The sequence below is a fragment of the Flavobacterium sp. N1994 genome (genome assembly GCF_025947145.1).
Lineage (GTDB): Bacteria > Bacteroidota > Bacteroidia > Flavobacteriales > Flavobacteriaceae > Flavobacterium.
In genome coordinates this window covers 2472489-2491361 of the sequence record NZ_CP109999.1, presented here as the reverse complement: position 1 = coordinate 2491361, position 18873 = coordinate 2472489, and the positions used below count along the sequence as shown (strand labels likewise).

18 protein-coding genes are annotated in these 18873 nt (G+C 34.9%); 9 read left to right on the top strand and 9 right to left on the bottom strand.

The genetic code is table 11. The annotated features are described in order from the left end of the window. Nucleotides 1-19 precede the first annotated feature (19 nt). Nucleotides 20-1000, top strand: a complete 981-nt coding sequence (locus OLM53_RS11085; protein ID WP_264520299.1) for an acyl transferase — start codon at nt 20-22, stop codon at nt 998-1000. Between the two features lie 44 nt (nt 1001-1044). Beyond that, nucleotides 1045-1770, top strand: coding sequence for a hypothetical protein (locus OLM53_RS11080; RefSeq protein ID WP_264520298.1), 726 nt, complete (start codon nt 1045-1047; stop codon nt 1768-1770). A 26-nt stretch (nt 1771-1796) separates the two neighbouring features. Here OLM53_RS11080 and tyrS read toward each other — a convergent pair whose 3' ends face one another. After that, on the bottom strand, nt 1797-3098 hold the full coding sequence (gene tyrS, locus OLM53_RS11075; RefSeq protein WP_264522447.1) for a tyrosine--tRNA ligase: 1302 nt from the start codon (nt 3096-3098) through the stop codon (nt 1797-1799). A 256-nt stretch (nt 3099-3354) separates the two neighbouring features. On the opposite strand from tyrS, the gene OLM53_RS11070 reads away from it, so the two are divergent. Beyond that, on the top strand, nt 3355-4350 hold the full coding sequence (locus OLM53_RS11070; protein ID WP_264520297.1) for an NAD-dependent epimerase/dehydratase family protein: 996 nt from the start codon (nt 3355-3357) through the stop codon (nt 4348-4350). Here the strand turns inward: OLM53_RS11070 and OLM53_RS11065 are convergent, their stop codons facing one another. From OLM53_RS11065 to OLM53_RS11055, 3 genes are read right to left on the bottom strand one after another with little or no spacing between them, the layout of a single operon-like run. Then, nucleotides 4351-4758 carry a DUF4296 domain-containing protein gene (locus tag OLM53_RS11065; protein ID WP_264520296.1) on the bottom strand — a complete coding sequence of 136 codons (408 nt, stop codon included), beginning with the start codon at nt 4756-4758 and terminating at the stop codon, nt 4351-4353. A 10-nt stretch (nt 4759-4768) separates the two neighbouring features. Beyond that, nucleotides 4769-6109 carry a dihydroorotase gene (locus OLM53_RS11060; RefSeq protein ID WP_264520295.1) on the bottom strand — a complete coding sequence of 447 codons (1341 nt, stop codon included), beginning with the start codon at nt 6107-6109 and terminating at the stop codon, nt 4769-4771. Between the two features lie 9 nt (nt 6110-6118). Beyond that, a complete protein-coding gene (locus tag OLM53_RS11055; protein ID WP_264520294.1) occupies nt 6119-6844 on the bottom strand; it encodes a polyprenol monophosphomannose synthase in 726 nt (241 codons plus the stop codon). A 106-nt stretch (nt 6845-6950) separates the two neighbouring features. On the opposite strand from OLM53_RS11055, the gene OLM53_RS11050 reads away from it, so the two are divergent. Continuing rightward, entirely contained in the window at nt 6951-7625 is a 675-nt protein-coding gene (locus OLM53_RS11050) for a DUF4271 domain-containing protein (RefSeq protein ID WP_264520293.1), read from the top strand. 10 nt (nt 7626-7635) lie between these two features. Further along, nucleotides 7636-8385 (top strand): uroporphyrinogen-III synthase, encoded by a 750-nt coding sequence (locus OLM53_RS11045; protein ID WP_264522446.1) that lies wholly within the window; start codon nt 7636-7638, stop codon nt 8383-8385. Nucleotides 8386-8460: 75 nt separating this feature from the next. Here the strand turns inward: OLM53_RS11045 and pckA are convergent, their stop codons facing one another. Both pckA and OLM53_RS11035 read right to left on the bottom strand, forming a co-directional pair. Next, complete coding sequence (pckA, locus tag OLM53_RS11040) at nt 8461-10086, bottom strand: phosphoenolpyruvate carboxykinase (ATP) (protein WP_264520292.1); 1626 nt, start codon at nt 10084-10086, stop codon at nt 8461-8463. An 81-nt stretch (nt 10087-10167) separates the two neighbouring features. Then, nucleotides 10168-10554, bottom strand: a complete 387-nt coding sequence (locus OLM53_RS11035; RefSeq protein WP_264520291.1) for a DUF423 domain-containing protein — start codon at nt 10552-10554, stop codon at nt 10168-10170. Between the two features lie 123 nt (nt 10555-10677). Here OLM53_RS11035 and OLM53_RS11030 point away from each other — a divergent pair, with 123 nt between their 5' ends. The 4 genes from OLM53_RS11030 (at nt 10678) to OLM53_RS11015 (ending at nt 13853) form a co-directional block, all read left to right on the top strand. Continuing rightward, nucleotides 10678-11439, top strand: coding sequence for a DUF3108 domain-containing protein (locus OLM53_RS11030; protein ID WP_264520290.1), 762 nt, complete (start codon nt 10678-10680; stop codon nt 11437-11439). 12 nt (nt 11440-11451) lie between these two features. Next, entirely contained in the window at nt 11452-11778 is a 327-nt protein-coding gene (locus OLM53_RS11025; protein ID WP_264520289.1) for a hypothetical protein, read from the top strand. 10 nt (nt 11779-11788) lie between these two features. Beyond that, nucleotides 11789-13162, top strand: a complete 1374-nt coding sequence (locus OLM53_RS11020) for a saccharopine dehydrogenase family protein (protein ID WP_264520288.1) — start codon at nt 11789-11791, stop codon at nt 13160-13162. 220 nt (nt 13163-13382) lie between these two features. Then, complete coding sequence (locus OLM53_RS11015; RefSeq protein ID WP_264520287.1) at nt 13383-13853, top strand: Lrp/AsnC family transcriptional regulator; 471 nt, start codon at nt 13383-13385, stop codon at nt 13851-13853. Here the strand turns inward: OLM53_RS11015 and OLM53_RS11010 are convergent, their stop codons facing one another. The 3 genes from OLM53_RS11010 to leuS form a co-directional block, all read right to left on the bottom strand. Continuing rightward, entirely contained in the window at nt 13854-14432 is a 579-nt protein-coding gene (locus tag OLM53_RS11010) for a hypothetical protein (protein ID WP_264520286.1), read from the bottom strand. 162 nt (nt 14433-14594) lie between these two features. Then, nucleotides 14595-15290, bottom strand: a complete 696-nt coding sequence (locus OLM53_RS11005) for a zinc metallopeptidase (protein ID WP_264520285.1) — start codon at nt 15288-15290, stop codon at nt 14595-14597. Between the two features lie 595 nt (nt 15291-15885). Then, nucleotides 15886-18747: a leucine--tRNA ligase gene (leuS, locus tag OLM53_RS11000; protein WP_264520284.1), complete on the bottom strand. Its 2862-nt coding sequence runs from the start codon at nt 18745-18747 to the stop codon at nt 15886-15888. Nucleotides 18748-18873 lie beyond the last annotated feature (126 nt).

The window sequence follows — 18873 nt, the reverse complement described above, 5'->3', positions numbered from 1 at the left end:
ATTTAGAAACCTATTACTCTTGATAAACCCACAAGACATATTCACTATAGCATCTCAAAAGCAATTTGAAAAAATAGCTTTGAAGGTTTTTCGTTTTCAATACGAAAACAACATGGTCTATCAAGAGTTTTGCAATTATATGAAAGTGGACAAACAATCCGTAAAATCATTGCAGCAAATTCCGTTTCTACCAATTCAGTTCTTTAAAAGTCATGATATAGTTTCTAATACTGATAGTGTTCAAGAAATATTTACAAGCAGTGGCACCACCGGAATGATTACCAGTAAACATTTAGTGACAGATGTATCTCTTTACGAACAAAGTTATAGAAAAGCATTTTCTGAGTTTTACGGAAACATAGAAGATTATACCGTTTTAGCCTTGCTTCCGTCCTATTTAGAACGCAGTGGTTCCTCACTAATCTATATGGTTAAGGATTTAATAGCACTTTCAAATAACGAACACAGCGGCTTTTATTTGAATAATTATGATGAATTAATCGCTAAGCTTATTGAATTGGATAACGCGGGTCAGAATGTAATCTTAATTGGTGTTACTTATGCTTTATTGGATTTAATTGAGAAACAAAAATTCCAACTAAAGAATACCATCATCATGGAAACCGGCGGTATGAAAGGGAAGCGTAAGGAAATGATTCGGGAGGAATTGCACGAAATTTTGTGTAACGGTTTTGGAGTGCAAAATATCCATTCCGAATATGGGATGACTGAACTCTTATCACAAGCCTACTCTCTAGGAAATGGAATATTTGAATGTCCTGCTTGGATGCAAATTCTAATTCGGGATACAGAAGATGCTTTAACATACGTTGCTAATGGAAAAACTGGCGGGGTAAACGTTATTGATTTAGCCAATATTAACTCGTGCTCATTTATAGCTACGCAGGATTTGGGGAAAAAATACCCCAACAATTCTTTCGAAATATTAGGGCGCTTTGATAATTCTGATATTCGAGGTTGTAACTTGATGGTGATGTGATGTAATAAAATTTATTTTTCTCCGTTTTATTCTAAATCAGCACCATGAAATACCTTTTTCTTTTATTTATCAGCACTACTCTTTTGGCACAAAGTCCAAATATCAAAATCGAAATTGATTCCATTAAAACAATAGACAGCGCATCTTTCAGAAAATTCACTATTCAATATAGCATTAGAAATTTATCAAACAATACTATTTCCTTTTTTCTAAATCCTGAAAGAGTACAACCTGGCTCCGGCGGATCTATGGATACCTCTGTTTCTATGAGTTTGTTTCAAGAAAAGGAAGAGTTGCCAGCTCATAGAATTTTAGCATATACTTGGAAAAGTAGAGAATTACCAGCTGGGTTCGAATCCATAAAAGATGAAAAAATAAAAAATGAAGTCCTCAAAAAATACCTGAAAGAAGTTTTAGATTTTGATATAGATAGCGAATCGGAAGAGATCAAAAAAAATAGCGATTCAACGTATCGTTTAACAAAATCAAGTGAAAGATTAATGAAATCTATAATGAAACTAAATCCTTTTGAAGCAAAACACTATTCAAAAACATTCTATTGGGACAAAAAAAGATATCACAAAGTTGATGAAATGGAATATTACATCGATGAAAAATCCAACTGCTTTTTGCAATTATTCATAGTACTACTCAAAGAAGAATACAAAGAAAAATTATTAGCATCGGATTATACCAATCTTATGAATACACCAAATTTTATTAAAGGATGGTTTGTGTCCAACAAAGAGGAAATCAATTTTAAAGAATAAAAAAAGGAACCAAATGGTTCCTTTTTTTATTTAACTCGTATCACAAAATAATTCTTCTTGCCACGTTGTAATAAAACAAACTGTTGATTTATCAAATCCTTTGTAGTCAATTGAAATTCCTCAGTTACTTTTTCTTTGTTTACCGAAATCGAATTCTCTGCCAAAGCTCGTCTAGCCTCACCATTCGATTTTAAAAACCCAGATTTCTCATTCAACACGTCCACAATATTAATTCCTGTTTCAATATCTCCTTTTGAAATCTCAGCTTGAGGAACACCATCAAAAACTTCTAAAAAAGTAGCTTCATCCAATTGTTTCAAATCATCTGCAGTAGCATTTCCAAACAAAATATTGGAAGCCTGAATCGCTTTATCTAATTCATCTTTTCCATGAACTAATATCGTAACTTCTTCTGCTAATTTTCTTTGCAACACACGCAAATGTGGCGCTTCTTTATGTTCAGCAATCAAAGCATCAATAACTTCTTTATCTAAAAACGTAAAAATCTTAATATACTTCTCCGAATCTTCATCCGAAGTATTCAACCAAAATTGGTAAAATTTATACACCGAAGTCTTATCAGCATCCAGCCAAATATTCCCTCCTTCTGACTTCCCAAATTTAGAACCATCCGCTTTTGTAATTAACGGAGTCGTCAAAGCAAAAGCCTTAGCCTCTGTATTCGGATTCATTCTTCGAACTAATTCCGTTCCTGTGGTGATATTTCCCCATTGGTCAGAACCTCCCATCTGCAAAACACAATTGTAATGCTTGTGCAAATGATAAAAATCGTAGCCTTGTATCAATTGATAAGTAAACTCAGTAAACGACATTCCATCTCCAGCTTCTCCCGACAAACGTTTCTTCACCGAATCTTTTGCCATCATATAATTCACCGTAATTCTTTTTCCCACATCACGTGCAAAGTTGATAAAAGAGAAATCTTTCATCCAATCATAATTGTTCACCATCACAGGCGCATTGGGACCCGTCTGACTAAAATCTAAAAATCGAGAGAGTACACTTTTAATTCCAGCTACGTTTTTAGCCAACTGTTCTTCATTAAGCAAATTACGCTCATCCGATTTCCCCGAAGGATCCCCAATCATTCCTGTAGCCCCACCTACCAAAGCAATCGGTTTGTGCCCAAAATTTTTCAAATGAAGTAGCAAAATAATCTGCACCATACTTCCAATATGCAACGAATCAGCCGTTGGATCAAAACCAATATAAGCGGTCGTAGCTTCCTTGAGTAATTGTTCTTCGGTTCCAGGCATGCTGTCGTGATACAAACCACGCCATTTTAATTCTTCTACTAGATTATTCATCTCACTTATTTTGTATTTGTTCAAGGTGTTCGATGCAGTCGCCATACAGGCTCGTGTCATTCTAAAATAATTTGCGCAAATATAAGCAGAATTGGGAATTTTAGAAGCGAATGGTTTGGGATTTATCAGTAATCCATATTCCCGCTTTCCGCTCTACTTTGGTGCCGCTACAATCAGGGCTAATAGAAAGTCTTTGGGCTTACTTTTTCTCGTCACTAACTATCCAAAAATCTAACAATCTATTTATCTTTACCGCATGATATTAGTAACAGGCGGAACAGGTTTAGTGGGAGCACATTTGCTTCTTCATTTGGTTGAAAATGAAGATGCTATTAGGGCTATTTACAGAGAACCTAAATCAATCGATAAAACAAAATCGCTTTTCAAACTCCATCAAAAAGAATCCTCATTCTCTAAAATAGAATGGGCACAAGCTGATATTATTGATGTTCCTTCCTTAGAAAATGCATTCCAAAACATAGATTATGTCTACCATTGCGCTGGTTTAATTTCCTATGACCCCAATGACGAAAACTTACTTCGAAAAATAAACATAGAAGGCACTGCTAATATTGTGAATTTTTGCTTGGCATATAATATCAAAAAAATGTGTCATGTAAGTTCCATAGCAGCTTTGGGGAGTTTGGCTTCTCATGAAACCCAAATCACAGAAGAAACAGAATGGAATCCAGAAACTCCTCATAGCGATTATGCCATTTCAAAATACGGTGCGGAAATAGAAGTTTGGCGCGGACACCAAGAAGGTTTAAATGTGGTTATTGTAAATCCAGGAGTGATTTTTGGAGCCGGTTTCTGGAATCAAGGAAGCGGAACATTTTTCTCTGCCATAAAAAACGGATTCCCTTTTTATACTTTAGGTTCAACAGGTTACGTTGGCGTTACTGATGTAGTGAAAATAATGACCCAATTAATGAATGGAGATAGTACTGGCGAACGATTTATAGTGATTGCTGAAAATAGTTCCTTTAAAAAAATAATTTTTGAAATTGCCGACAAGCTAAAAGTCAAAAAACCAACTATTGAAGCAAAACCATGGCTTTTAAATCTGGGGTGGAGATTGGATTGGTTAGTTTCAACCGTTTTCAGAACCAAAAGGAAACTATCAAAGTATAGTGCTTCTTCTTTGCTAAATGAGGATGAAATTTCAAACTTTAAAATAAAAAATGCTCTGAATTTTGAGTTTCAAAGCATTGATATTGTTATTCAAGAAGTCGTTCGTTTGCAACAATAATTACTGGACTTGAGGAGTATCTGAATTTGAAGTGCTATTAGGATTTGTCGGAACGGGTTGGCCATTCTTTTTCAATTCCTCATCTGTTTTTGCTATCTCGTTATTTAATCTTTCCTTAATTTTTTCAAACATTTTTTTGTATTCATCCAAATTAGAGGCATAGTATTTATTGCTTTTTACAAACTGAACACTATCAATTTTATACTTTTTATAAATATATTCATTAGCGGCTTTATTGGTCATGCCTCCATTGATGTTTTGAGTTTTAATAGCTTCTAACAAAGACATGTCATATAAAATGTCTATCATTTTATCTTTCTCAATTAAGTTGTTTGGCTTTTCAATCGTACTCTTGTGACAACCAAAAACAACAAACAACAAACAAACAAGGAAAATATTTTTCTTCATTTTTATGATTTTATCTATCGAAAAGCAAACGCTTTCCAACAGGAGTTTCTTTGACTTTAAAATTTTGATACACCAACTCGCCGTTTACAAAAGTATGAGTAATTCTTGACTTAAAATTATATCCTTCAAACGGTGACCATCCGCATTTGGCCAAAATGTTTTCTTTCTTCACATTCCATGGTAAACCAGGATTTACAATAACTAAATCAGCATAAAATCCTTCTTTGATGAAGCCTCTTTTTTCAATTTTAAAAATCTTTGCTGGATTGTGACACATCTTTTCGACAATTTTAACTACCGAAATTTTTCCTTGATGGCTAGCTTCAAACATAGCTACAACAGCATGTTGCACTAAGGGTCCTCCTGATGGAGCTTTCAAATAAGACTGCTGTTTTTCCTCTAAAGTATGTGGCGCATGATCCGTGGCAATAACATCAATTCTATCATCTAACAATGCTTCCCATAAAGCAGCTCTGTCTTCAGCCGTTTTTACCGCTGGATTCCATTTAATCAAATTCCCTTTAGTTTTATAATCTTCATCCGAGAACCAAAGATGGTGAATACAAACTTCGGCAGTGATTTGTTTTTCTTCTAACGGAATTTTATTGGTAAACAACTCCATTTCTTTAGCTGTAGAAAGATGAAAAATATGCAATCTTGCTCCTGTCTTTTTTGCTAAAGCTATTGCTTTGGAAGAAGAAAGATAACAGGCTTCTGCACTTCGAATTAAATGATGACATTCTACAGGAATATCTTCTCCAAATTGCAATTTGTATCGTTCTAAATTGGCTTTTATAGTGGCTTCATCTTCGCAATGCACTGCAATTAACAATTTTGTACTAGAAAATATTTTTTCTAAAGACTCATCATTATCGACTAACATATTACCTGTTGACGAGCCGAGAAATAATTTTAATCCAGCCACATTTTTTGGATTTGTTTTTAAAATTTCTTCCAAATTATCATTCGTTCCGCCCATCATAAAGGAATAATTGGCATACGAAGTTTTTGATGCAATTTGGTATTTCTCTTCTAAAATCTCTTGTGTTACAGCGTTCGGAATGGTATTAGGTTGCTCAATAAATGAAGTAATTCCTCCTGCAACAGCCGCTCTACTTTCGGAAGCAATATCGCCCTTGTGTGTCAGTCCTGGTTCGCGAAAATGCACTTGGTCATCGATTGCACCAGGAATTAAATAACTCCCTTCAGCATCAATGATTTTACAACTGGATAATTTTGGACTAATACTTTCAGCAATTTCGACAATAAACTCGTTTTCTATCAAAACGTCTCCTTCAAGAATCGTCCCTTCATTTACAATTTTGGCATTCTTAATTAAAACGGTGTTCATTTTTGGTCTTTATAATTGGTTTAAAAACTTCCTGAATCTCAAGGAAATAACTCCAAATATTGCTTCTTTTATAATGGAGCCGCTCATTTTTGATTGGCCTTTAGTTCTATCTGTGAAGATGACTGGAACTTCTTGTATGTTGAAATTTTTGGCAAAAGCCCTATATTTCATTTCTATTTGAAACGCATACCCGATAAACTTTATTTTATCCAGATTTATTTTTTCTAACACTTCTCGATGATAACAAATAAACCCTGCTGTGGCATCCATGATTTTCATCCCCGTTATCATTCTCACATAAACCGATGCAAAATAAGAAAGTAAAATTCTACTTAAAGGCCAATTTACAACATTTACTCCAGTAACATATCTAGAACCGATGGCTAAATCAGCTCCATTATTTTTGCAAGCATCATACAATCGCTCTAAATCATTAGGATTGTGTGAAAAATCGGCATCCATTTCAAAAATATACTCGTAATGATGTTTTAATGCCCATTTGAAACCGTGTACATAGGCTGTTCCCAAACCTGACTTTTTCTTTCTTACGGATAAAAATAACTGATTCGGAAATTCGGCTTGAAGTTCAATCACTTTTTCAGCTGTTCTATCTGGCGAATTATCATCGACAATTAAAACATGAAACTGCTTTGGTAAAGAAAATACAGCTCGAATAATACTTTCGATGTTTTCAATTTCGTTATAGGTAGGAATAATTACAATGCCGTCGCTCATAAAATACTGTCATACTTCGTTGCAAAAATAAACTTTTTATCAGAGCACTATCTTAATAATTTTATAATAATTTAACAAATAAAAAATTAGTAATTTTGTCGGGATTATGATAGCAACTTATTTACAGCCGAGAGTTTTAGAACCTAGAGATTGGGCTACGTATTTATTTATACTTTCGTTTGCTTTGATTGCAATTTCAAGAACTGTTTTTGAAACTCGGTTCAGCGAGTTCTTGAGAATTTTGATTTCGGATAAATATATCAAAATATACAAAGACACCTCCCATTTAATGAGTGGTTTTACGATACTTTTATTTATAGTTCAAGTTATTTCGTTTTCATTTTTTATCCAATTACTGTTACATTCTCTTGGTTATGTTTCGAAAACTGATTGGATAATCTTTCTACGAATTTTTACCTTTTTTGGCATATTTGTGCTCTCAAAATTTTTAATAGAAAAAATAGTAGCTACTATTTTTAATATAGAGGAATTTACGGAACAATTTAATTTACAAAAAGTAAGTTACCGAACATTTATTGGCGTTGTGTTGTTACCTATTAATATCTATTTATTTTATAATAATTCTTCATCAAATGTTTTGCTTTTTTGCATTATTGGTGTGATTTTGGCAATTAATTTATACACATATCTCATTTCGCTAAAGATTTATCAAAACTTACTGATAGGTAAGTTGTTTTATTTTATTTTGTATCTTTGCGCACTTGAAATAGCGCCCTACTATTTTATATATTATTTGATTACAAAAAATTTAGCACATTAGAATGTCAAATTTGAAAGTGAAAACAATTTTGGTGTCACAGCCAGAACCCAAAGTAGAGAATTCGCCTTATTTTGAGTTACAACAAAAACATAAGGTAAAAATTGATTTTCGATCATTTATCCATGTTGAAGGTGTAAGTGCAAAAGATGTTAGAGCTCAAAAAATTGACCTAAATAACTTTACGGCAATTATCTTAACAAGCAGAAATTCTGTTGACCATTTTTTTAGAGTGGCTGAAGAAATGCGTTATAAGGTTCCTGAAGACCTAAAATATTTTTGCCAATCAGAAGCCATTGCTTTTTACTTACAGAAGTATGTGGTTTATAGAAAACGTAAAATATATGTGGGACAAAAAGACTTTGTCGATTTGTCACCTCTTATCAAAAAATATAAAGAAGAGAAATTCTTATTACCTGCTTCAGATCAGTTGAATTTTGATGTTCCTCAAACATTAAATAATTTAAAAGTAGAGTGGACACAAGGAACTTTTTACAAAACAGTAATGAGTGATCTTTCTGACTTAGCAGATGTTTATTATGATGTTTTAGCTTTCTTTAGTCCAACTGGAATCAAATCGTTATTCAAAAACTTCCCAGATTTCCAACAAAACAATACTCGTATTGCGGTTTTTGGAAGTACTACTCAAAAAGAAGCTTTAGAACATGGTTTGAGAATAGATATTTTAGCACCAACACCAGAAACCCCATCTATGACGATGGCTTTAGAAAGATATATAGCTGATGCTAATAAAGGAAAGTAAAAGAACATAAAGTTATAAAAAAAGCCATTCTCTTAATTGAGAATGGCTTTTTTCTTTGGTTAGGTTTGTTTGTTATTATAGTTGCGGCCCAGCTTTTACTAAACTTTGACCTTCATTATTATCTGTATATTGTTCGAAATTTTTAACAAACCGTGAGGCTAAATCTGCAGCCTTAGTATTCCAATCAGAAACATTTTCATAAGTATCTCTAGGATCTAAAATTGCTGCATTTACATCATGTAAAGAAGTTGGAATTTCTAAATTAAAAACTGGAACTGTTTTGGTTTCTGCTTTTTCTATCGAACCATCTAAAATGGCATCAATGATTGCACGGGTATCTTTGATAGAAATACGTTTCCCTGTTCCGTTCCAACCTGTGTTTACCATATAGGCTTTGGCATTGTTTTGTTCCATCTTCTTAACTAATTCCTCTCCATATTTAGTTGGATGTAATGTTAAAAAAGCTTTTCCAAAACATGCTGAAAAAGTAGGTTCTGGTTGTGTCACTCCTCTTTCTGTTCCTGCTAATTTAGCTGTAAAACCTGAAAGAAAATAATATTTAGTTTGCTCAGGTGTTAACTTTGAAACTGGTGGCATAACTCCAAAAGCATCTGCCGTTAAGAAAATTACTTTGTTAGCATGTCCTGCTTTTGAAATTGGTTTTACAATATTGTGAATGTGATAAATAGGATAAGAAACTCTTGTATTTTGCGTTACAGAAGTGTCTTTAAAATCTATTTTTCCATCCGAATCAACAGTAACATTTTCCAATAATGCATCTTTTTTGATGGCATCATAAATATCAGGTTCATTTTCTTTGCTTAAATCGATAGTTTTGGCATAACATCCTCCTTCAAAATTGAAGACTCCTTCATTATCCCATCCGTGTTCATCATCACCAATTAATTCTCTTTTTGGATCTGTTGAAAGTGTTGTCTTTCCTGTTCCGGATAAACCAAAGAAAACAGCAACATCTCCAGCCGTTCCTTTATTAGCAGAACAGTGCATAGAAGCAATTCCTTGCAATGGCAAGTAATAATTCATCATGGCAAACATTCCTTTTTTCATCTCACCACCATACCAAGTACCTCCAATAATTTGGATTTTCTCAGTCAAGTTGAAAGCGATATATACTTCTGAATTTAACCCATAATCTGCATATTCTTTGAATGACGTTTTAGAACCATTCATTACAATGAAATCAGGTTCTCCAAAGCTTTCTAATTCTTCTTCGGTTGGACGAATAAACATATTGATGACAAAATGAGCTTGCCAAGCCACTTCCATAATGAAACGAACTTTTAATCTTGTATTTTCATTGGCTCCACAAAAGGCATCGACAACATATAATTTCTTGCCTGATAACTGATCTGTGGTGTTCCCTTTTAGGGCGTTCCAAGTGTTTTGCGAAATAGGTTTATTGTCATTCGCTGCTTTATCTGAATTCCACCAAATGGTATTTTCGGTTATGCTATCTTTAACAATATATTTGTCTTTTGGAGACCGACCGGTAAAAACACCTGTCATAACATTTATAGCTCCAAGTTCAGTTAATTGTCCTTTTTCAAAACCCTCTAAATTTGGATTTAATTCATCAATGTATAATTGTTCGTAGGATGGATTATGAATTATTTCTTGAACATTTTTAATCCCATATTTTTCTAACGAAATCGATTTCGTAATTTGAGCGTAGTTCTCCATAGAAATTAGTTTGTGTTGCATTATAAATTAGACGGCAAAGGTAAAAATTAAATTTTAGAAACTATTTTATTTATTGAAATATTATCTTTTTACTTTCCAAACATTCCAGAATAAAAGGCTCCAAGCCCCTATTAATAAGGCTCCACCAATAGGTGTTATTATTCCAATAAATTTAAAATCGATTCCTGATATGGCTTTTGTGGTCAATAAATAAATTGACCCTGAGAAGAAAAGTACTCCAAAAATCACCAATTGCAATACCCTCTTTTTGGATTTTTCGTTTAATAAAGTAGTGACTCCCAAAAACAATAAAAATAATGCATGATACATTTGATATTTAACACCTGTTTCAAATGCCCCTAGCTCTTCAATAGATAATTGTTTTTTTAAAGCATGTGCTCCAAAAGCTCCTAAAATGATTGCTGTCAATCCCATCAAAGCAGCAACACTAATAATTTTTCTTTCCATATTAAATCCATATACTAAAACACAAATTTATCCGTTATCTTGTTACCAATAAAGAAATTTCATGTTTCTTTTCTTAAAGTTACCACTTTAAAAATTTTATATTTGCACCATTATTTTACAATTATGAAGAAGTTACTATTTATCCTTTGTATACTTTTCGTTTTTTGCTCCTTTACTTCTGAAGGAAACCAAAGTATAAAACCAGGTGAAAGATTAGTTTTTGCTGGCTCCTATAACATGAGTGGCCTAATGACTCAATTGGCTCAAGTTACTATGTCAACTGAAAGTATCAATACCTCTAAAAATAATTATTTGCATTTAAGTTGTGAACTAGCAACGTATAGTAAATGGGACTCTTTTTTTAAAATCAGAGATGTTTATGAATCGTATGTTAATCCGCAAACGTTAAAACCTAGTTTATACAAAAGAAGCATTGACGAAGGAGGTTGGACTAAAAAAGAAAAATATGTATTCAAAGGCACTACTGTAAATAGTACCGCGAAGAAAAAAAATACACCTGAAACTCAAAAGACTTTTACTATTGGCGGCACAACCCAAGATGTAATTTCGCTTTTTTATAAAGTAAGGACTATGGATTTTAGTAAATTCAAAGAAGGTCAAACGCAATCGCTAATGATTGTTTTTGATGAAAAAGAAGTTCCAGTAACGTTAAAATACATGGGGAAAGAAACTATAAGTGCTGGAAATTTGGGCAAAAAAGAATGTTATAAGATTTCTATTGGCGCCAAAACTGATGCTTTACGTGGTAAAGATAAAAACCTAATTTGGCTAACAGCCGATGACAAAAAGATTCCTGCTTTATTAAAATTTAGTATTCCAGTTGGAACAGGGCAATTAACTTTAACCTCAGCAACCGGAATTTAATCTAATTAAACCATGAGAAAGATACTTGTTGTTCTAGGGATTATTTTTACTGTTTTGGCAGTTGTCTTTTCGGTTTTACCAATGGACACTATTGCTTTTTTACCTATTGGTTTGGCTCTTGTTTTTGGATTATTACTCCTTAAAAAATCGAATGAAAACCAAAAAATACTACCCAATATATTGCTTCTTATATGTGTCCTTTCTTCAGTGTTTGTTTTAGGTAAAACGCTTTTGGTAAAAGATGAAGTTGAAAAAGACGTAAAATTTGAACAGCAAAAAGTAGAAGAAAATAAAGAAGCTAAACAAGAACTTGAAAATTTAGAAAAGGATTTGCAATAATAACAAACGCATGAGAAACATTTTAATCATTGGTGCTGGACGTTCAGCATCATCCCTAATAAAATATCTTTTAAGAAAATCTCCTCAGGAAAACTTAACGGTAACACTAGCCGATTTATCTATAGAACTAGCTAGAAGAAAAACTTATAACCATCCTAATGCTAATCCAATTGCTTTAGATATCAATAATGTAGAACAACGTCAAGCCGAAATTCAAAAAGCAGATATCGTTATTTCCATGTTACCAGCGCACATGCATATTGAAGTTGCAAAAGATTGTGTGACTTTCAAAAAAAACATGGTAACGGCATCTTATATTTCGGATGAGATGCAAAGTTTGGATGAAGCGGTAAAAGCCAACAACTTAATTTTTATGAATGAAGTGGGGCTCGATCCTGGTATTGACCATATGAGTGCCATGAAAGTGATTCATGAAATTGAAGAAAAAGGAGGTAAAATGATTTTATTTGAGTCGTTTTGTGGGGGTTTGATTGCACCCGAATCAGATGATAATCTTTGGAATTACAAATTTACTTGGGCTCCTAGAAATGTGGTTTTAGCAGGACAAGGTGGGGCGGCCAAATTCATTCAAGAAGGAAAATACAAATACATTCCGTATCATAAATTATTCCGTAGAACCGAATTCTTTCATGTAGAAGGTTACGGAAAATTTGAAGGCTATGCCAATAGAGATTCCTTAAAATATAGAAGTATTTATGGTCTTGATGATATCCTAACTTTATATCGAGGCACTATCCGTAGAGTTGGTTTTTCCAAAGCTTGGAATATGTTTGTGCAATTAGGCATGACTGATGATTCTTATGTTATGGAAAATTCAGAGACTATGAGTTACCGTGATTTTATTAATTCGTTTTTACCATTCCATGCCTCAGATTCTGTAGAATTAAAAACCAGAATGGCATTGGGGATTGAACAAGATGATATCATGTGGGACAAATTAGTAGAGCTGGATATCTTTAATCCTAAGAAAATAGTAGGCCTCAAAAACGCAACGCCTGCCCAAATTTTAGAACGCATCTTGAACGACAGTTGGACTTTACAACCTGATGATAAAGACATGATTGTGATGTACCACAAATTTGGTTATGAAATCAATGGGGAACGAAAACAAATAGATTCCAAAATGGTTTGTATTGGGGATGACCAAATCTATACAGCCATGGCCAAAACCGTTGGCTTACCTGTTGCGATGGCTACGTTACAAATCTTGAGTGGTAATATTAAAACTCCTGGGGTACAATTGCCTATTAAAAAAGAAGTATACGAACCTATTTTAAAAGAGCTAGCGGTACATGGTATCGTTTTCAATGAAACCGAGATGCCTTATGTAGGTTACAATCCTGATAAGTTATTAGGAAATTAAATAGATTTGAAAATATCATAAAACCGAAATCCTAACCGATTTCGGTTTTTTGTTTAAAGATGTAAAGTAAATCGTTACTTTTACTTTCAAATATTTAGATTATGAAGATAAACCAGCTACAAATAGAAATAGATGATTTGATATTAAGAGGAGCAAGCCCAGTGGGCTTGAGGTACGCAAGCTTCAGCTTGCCTTATCATTATAAACCAACTCAAAAGCCATGAAGATAAACCAGCTACAAATAGAAATTGATGGTATAGATAAAGAAATTCTTCGCGACTTGATGGAAGATGCTAGGAAGCCTATTCTGCAAATAGCTCATAAAATAGGAATTTCTGGTGCTGCCATTCATCAACGATTGCGGAAATTAGAGGATGCTGGTGTGATTGCTAGTTCCAAACTGATTGTAGACAATAAAGTTTTGGGTTATAAAACCATGGCTTTTATTGGAATCTACTTAGATAAAGCTTCTAGTAATGCCGAAGCGGTTAAAGAACTTAAAAAAATACCTGAAGTGTTAGAATGCCATTACACCACTGGAAACTGGAGCATATTAATCAAGATGATTTGCCGAGATAACGAACATTTAATGCAACTGTTAAACAAAAAAATTCAACCTATTGAAGGGGTTTCAAGAACGGAAACGTTTATTTCTTTGGAACAGCAGATTGAAAGACAGATTCAATTATAGCTATACTTTTATATGCCCCCAATTTTCACCACGCTTAATACGACTTACCTGCATTTCGCTTATTCCAAACTGCTTGGCCAACATTTTCATACGGGTTTTGTTGTTTGGATCGTTTAGTAATTTTTTTAAATACATTACTCTTGTTGCAGTAAGTTTACTTCCATCCGCTTTTAAGTTATGCTCTGTCAACTTTTGCAAAGACTTGATGACATGTGGACTTTTCTTATGATGTTCTAATTTCTCTTCATAGGTAGCCCATTTTAAATTTTCAACTTTATCGTTGTCACGAACATAATCAAGATGCAACACATGCAATTGATCTTCGGAAGTTTTGGGTATAAAAAACTCAGCCACTAACTTGTATATAAAAAGCGATTTGGTAATCCTTTTTCCATTTACTGTTTTGGAATAACGGAAAGCTCTAAAGCCATCAAATTTGGATCCTTTCAATAAATTACCATCCATAAAATTTTCTGTAAAACTGATGAGTCGGCCTCTGTTGGAAACTGCGTATCTAAATTTCAATGGAAACTCTGTTTCGATTTCCCGAAATAGTTCATTTGGATAAATTCTAATCATTATAGTGGTATTTGAATCTCAAATCTACGAAAAAAATACTTGTTTTGAATTAAATATTTTAATCAAAGTCAATTATAACAAGGCTTGCAGGAAATAAATTATAAAATCGTCTGCCAAATTCTTTAAAATATAAACCCGCTACACAAGTAACGGGTTCTAGTTCTATCTTCTATCCCCAAAGACTTGTAATGCCCAATACAATAGTGAAGCTAAAGCACCTATTGCAGCTACTACATAGGTTCTAGCGGCCCATTTAAGAGCGTCTTCGGCTCCTGCATATTCTTCTGAAGAAAGCATATTTTTATTTTTTAGCCAAGCTAAAGCTCGGTTACTGGCATCATACTCGACTGGGAGGGTTATGAAGCTGAATAGTGTGGCAACAGCCATCAACATTAAGCCTATTACCGCGATATAAAATCCGAAACCGAAATGAGCTGCAGCTCCTAATATCAATCCGCCAAAAATAAGCCATTGCGATAAGGTTGATGAAACGTTGACAATCGGCACTAGTTGGGAACGGAGTTGTAACATACTGTAAGCTTTAGCATGTTGTACAGCATGACCGCATTCGTGAGCGGCTACAGCAGCAGCGGCAGCGTTTCTTTGACTGTATACCGCTTCACTTAAGTTGACCGTTTTGTTGGCTGGGTTGTAATGGTCGGTTAACTGACCTTCTACTGAGATGACTTGCACATCATAGATGCCATTGTCATGTAACATTTGGGTCGCAATTTCGGCACCACTCATGCCATTTTGTAAATGAATGTGTGAGTACTCTTCAAATTTGCTTTTCAATTTTGAACTTACGGCAAAGCTTACTAAAGCTATGAGTCCGATTAATACATAATATCCTAACATGATTATATCTTTTTAGTTGCTAGACTAGTATCAAATTATATTCCAAACAGGATAATGTGACATCTTGACATTGTAACCTAATGAAGCACCATCCTACTTGTTTTTGGCATCTTGATTTGTGAACCAATATTAACCCTATTGCTTTTTGAAAATATTGTAATGAAACAGAGAAAAACCCCAACTTTTCGCAAAAAACCCCAACTTATAGAAAGAAACCCCTCCTCATTCGCAATTCACCCCTATTATTTGAGAAAAAACCCTTTCTAAAATTAAAAAACCCCTTCTATTTTTGTTTTCACCCCTTCTTATTGGAGAAAAACCCCTTCTAAAATTGAAAAACCCCTTCTAATTTTAGTTTCACCCTTCCTGAATTGAGCAAAACCCCTACTTTTTAGAGTGTCACCCCGATTGATTAGTCCATCACCCTTATTGAATTTAGTATTTCTTTGATTGATTTTTGATTCACCCCGATTGAATGCTAAATCACTCCCGGTTGAATTAAAAAAACCCAAACTCTTTTGGAATTTGGGCTTATTTAGTGTTCTCGAAACCTTTTTTACTTCATAAAAACCACTCGAACTGACGAGCTTTGTTCTTATCCTACTAAGTTGATGACTTTTCCTGGTACGATGATGACTTTATTTGGAGTTCTTCCGTCTAATTGTTTTAAGGTTCTTTCGTCGGCCATTACGATTTCTTGTATTTGAGCTACGGTTAAATCTAAAGGTAGCTTGATGGTGAAACGCATTTTCCCGTTGAAGGATACAGGATATTCTTTTTCAGATTCTACTAAGTATTTTTCGTTAACCAATGGAAAAGCTACTGTTGAGATAGAACCTTCATGCCCTAATTGTGACCATATTTCTTCAGCAATATGCGGGGCATACGGAGAAATTACTACGGCTAGTGGCTCTAGTATTTTGCGGTGATTGCATTTCATAGCGGCTAACTCATTGACACAAATCATAAACTGAGATACGGATGTGTTGAACGAGAAATTCTCGATATCCTCAGTTACTTTTTTGATGGTTTTGTTTAAGGACTTGTACATGTCGGCCGTTGGTTCTTCCTCGGAAATGTTTAAACCCGTGTTGTCATCAAAATACAAACGCCATAGTTTTTTTAGGAAACCTGATACTCCGGTGATTCCTGCTGTGTTCCATGGTTTGGCTTGTTCTAGTGGACCTAAGAACATTTCATATAAACGCAACGTATCCGCACCATAGTCGTTACAGATGTCATCTGGGTTGACTACGTTGTATTTAGACTTGGACATTTTTTCAACTTCGCGACCTACTATGTATTTGCCGTTTTCAAGTATGAATTCGGCATTCGCATAATCAGTATATAACGGATGCTTTTTGAAAGCTTCGATATCTAATTCGTTAGTGATGTCATTTATAACTGCAAGGTCAACATGGATAGGATGAACCTTTTCACCAGCTATTAATCCTTTTGAATATAGTTTTTTTGAATCTTCACTTCTGTAAACAAAAGCACTCATCCCTAAAATCATTCCCTGATTGATCAATTTCTTGAATGGTTCTTCAGTTGGGGCGTAGCCAAGGTCTTTTAGGAATTTGTTCCAAAAACGAGAGTATAGCAAGTGGCCTGTGGCGTGCTCGCTTCCTCCTATGTATAAGTCAACGTTTTCCCAGTATTTCAAAGCTTCTTGGCTGGCAAATTCAGCATCGTTGTGAGCGTCCATATAGCGCATCCAGTACCAAGAGCTTCCTGCCCAACCTGGCATGGTGTTGAGTTCTAATGGATAAACTCCGTTTGAAGCGAGCCCTTCGACTGCGCTCAGGGTGACAAGTTCATTAGAGACTATTTTGTTGTTAACCGTATCCCAAGCCCAATCGGTTGCATTTCCTAAAGGCGGTTGTCCGTCTTCTGTGGGTAGATATTTCTCTACTTCTGGCAATACTATTGGCAAATATTTGGCATCAATCATCTGCGGTAAGCCGTTTACATAATACACTGGAAAAGGTTCTCCCCAATATCTTTGACGAGAGAATACCGCATCGCGAAGACGGTAATTGGTTTTGCCTTTTCCGTGGTGGATGTTCTCTAGGGCTTCAATGATTTTCTTGGTGGCTTCTTTGTAACCTAACCCGTTTAGGAAATCAGAATTGACTAGTTCGAAACCTTCTTTAGAGGCGAATGCTTCTTGGGAAATATCTTGATTGAAGATATTTTTAATTTCGGGCATTCCGTTTTGACCTTTGAAGAAATTCGCGAAAGCATAATCTCTTTCATCGCCACAAGGGACTGCCATTACTGCTCCAGTTCCGTATCCTGCCAATACATAATCGCCTATCCAAACGGGAATCGGTTCGTGAGTGAAAGGATGTTCGGCATAAGCTCCTGTGAAGACTCCAGATATAGTTTTTACATCTGCCATTCTCTCGCGTTCTGAGCGTTTGGCTGTGGCTTCTACGTAGGCTTCGACAGTTGCTTTTTGTTCCTTTGTTGTGATTTGGGCCACCAATTCATGTTCGGGAGCCAATGTCATAAACGTTACTCCAAAAATGGTATCAGGTCTTGTGGTGAATACCGAAATGACTTCGTGGGAATGTCTTACTTTGAAATCAACAGAAGCTCCGACTGATTTACCAATCCAGTTGCGTTGTGATTCTTTGATGGATTCGCTCCAATCGATGGTTTCTAATCCTTGCAATAATCTTTCGGCATAGGCAGAAATTCGCATCGACCATTGGGTCATTTTTTTACGGATGACTGGATGCCCTCCTCTTTCAGATACTCCGTTTACGATTTCGTCATTGGCCAAAACCGTTCCTAGAGCTGGACACCAGTTGACTTCGGTTTCGGCTAGATAGGTTAATCGGTATTGCAATAATCTTCTTTGTTTTTCTTCTTCTGAAAACGCGCTCCATTCGGATGGGAAAAAAATTTCCACATGGTCATCACACACCGCATCAACAGTGGCGTTACCACTCATTTCAAAAATAGCAATCAAGGTCGAGATATCTTCGGCTTTGTCGGTTTCTTTATTGTACCAGGAGTTGAAGAGTTGGATGAAAATCCATTGCGTATGTTTGTAATAATCGGCATTAGAAGTACGGACTTCTCGGCTCCAATCAAAGGAGAATCCGATTTTATCTAATTGTTCGCGATACCTTGCAATATTTTCCCGAGTGGTTTTTTCGGGATGTTGTCCTGTTTGAATGGCGTATTGTTCGGCTGGCAATCCGAAAGAATCGTAGCCTTGTGGATGTAATACGTTGAATCCTTTATGACGTTTGAAACGGACCACGATATCGGAAGCGATGTATCCCAGAGGATGCCCTACATGTAAGCCTGCTCCGGAAGGATAAGGGAACATGTCGAGTACATAATATTTAGGTTTATCAGAGTTGTTAGAGGCAGCGAACGTTTGGTTTTGTGCCCAATACTGTTGCCATTTGGCTTCGATTTTTTCGTGGAAGTACTTCATTCGTCAATCTTATTGTTTTTTATTGGTCTCATGCTTGCCTTTAGGGCTTGCCATTATAAGCTCGCAAAGTCGCAGAGTCGCAAAGTTGCTGGTATTTATAAATTGTTAATTACATTTACTTTCTAG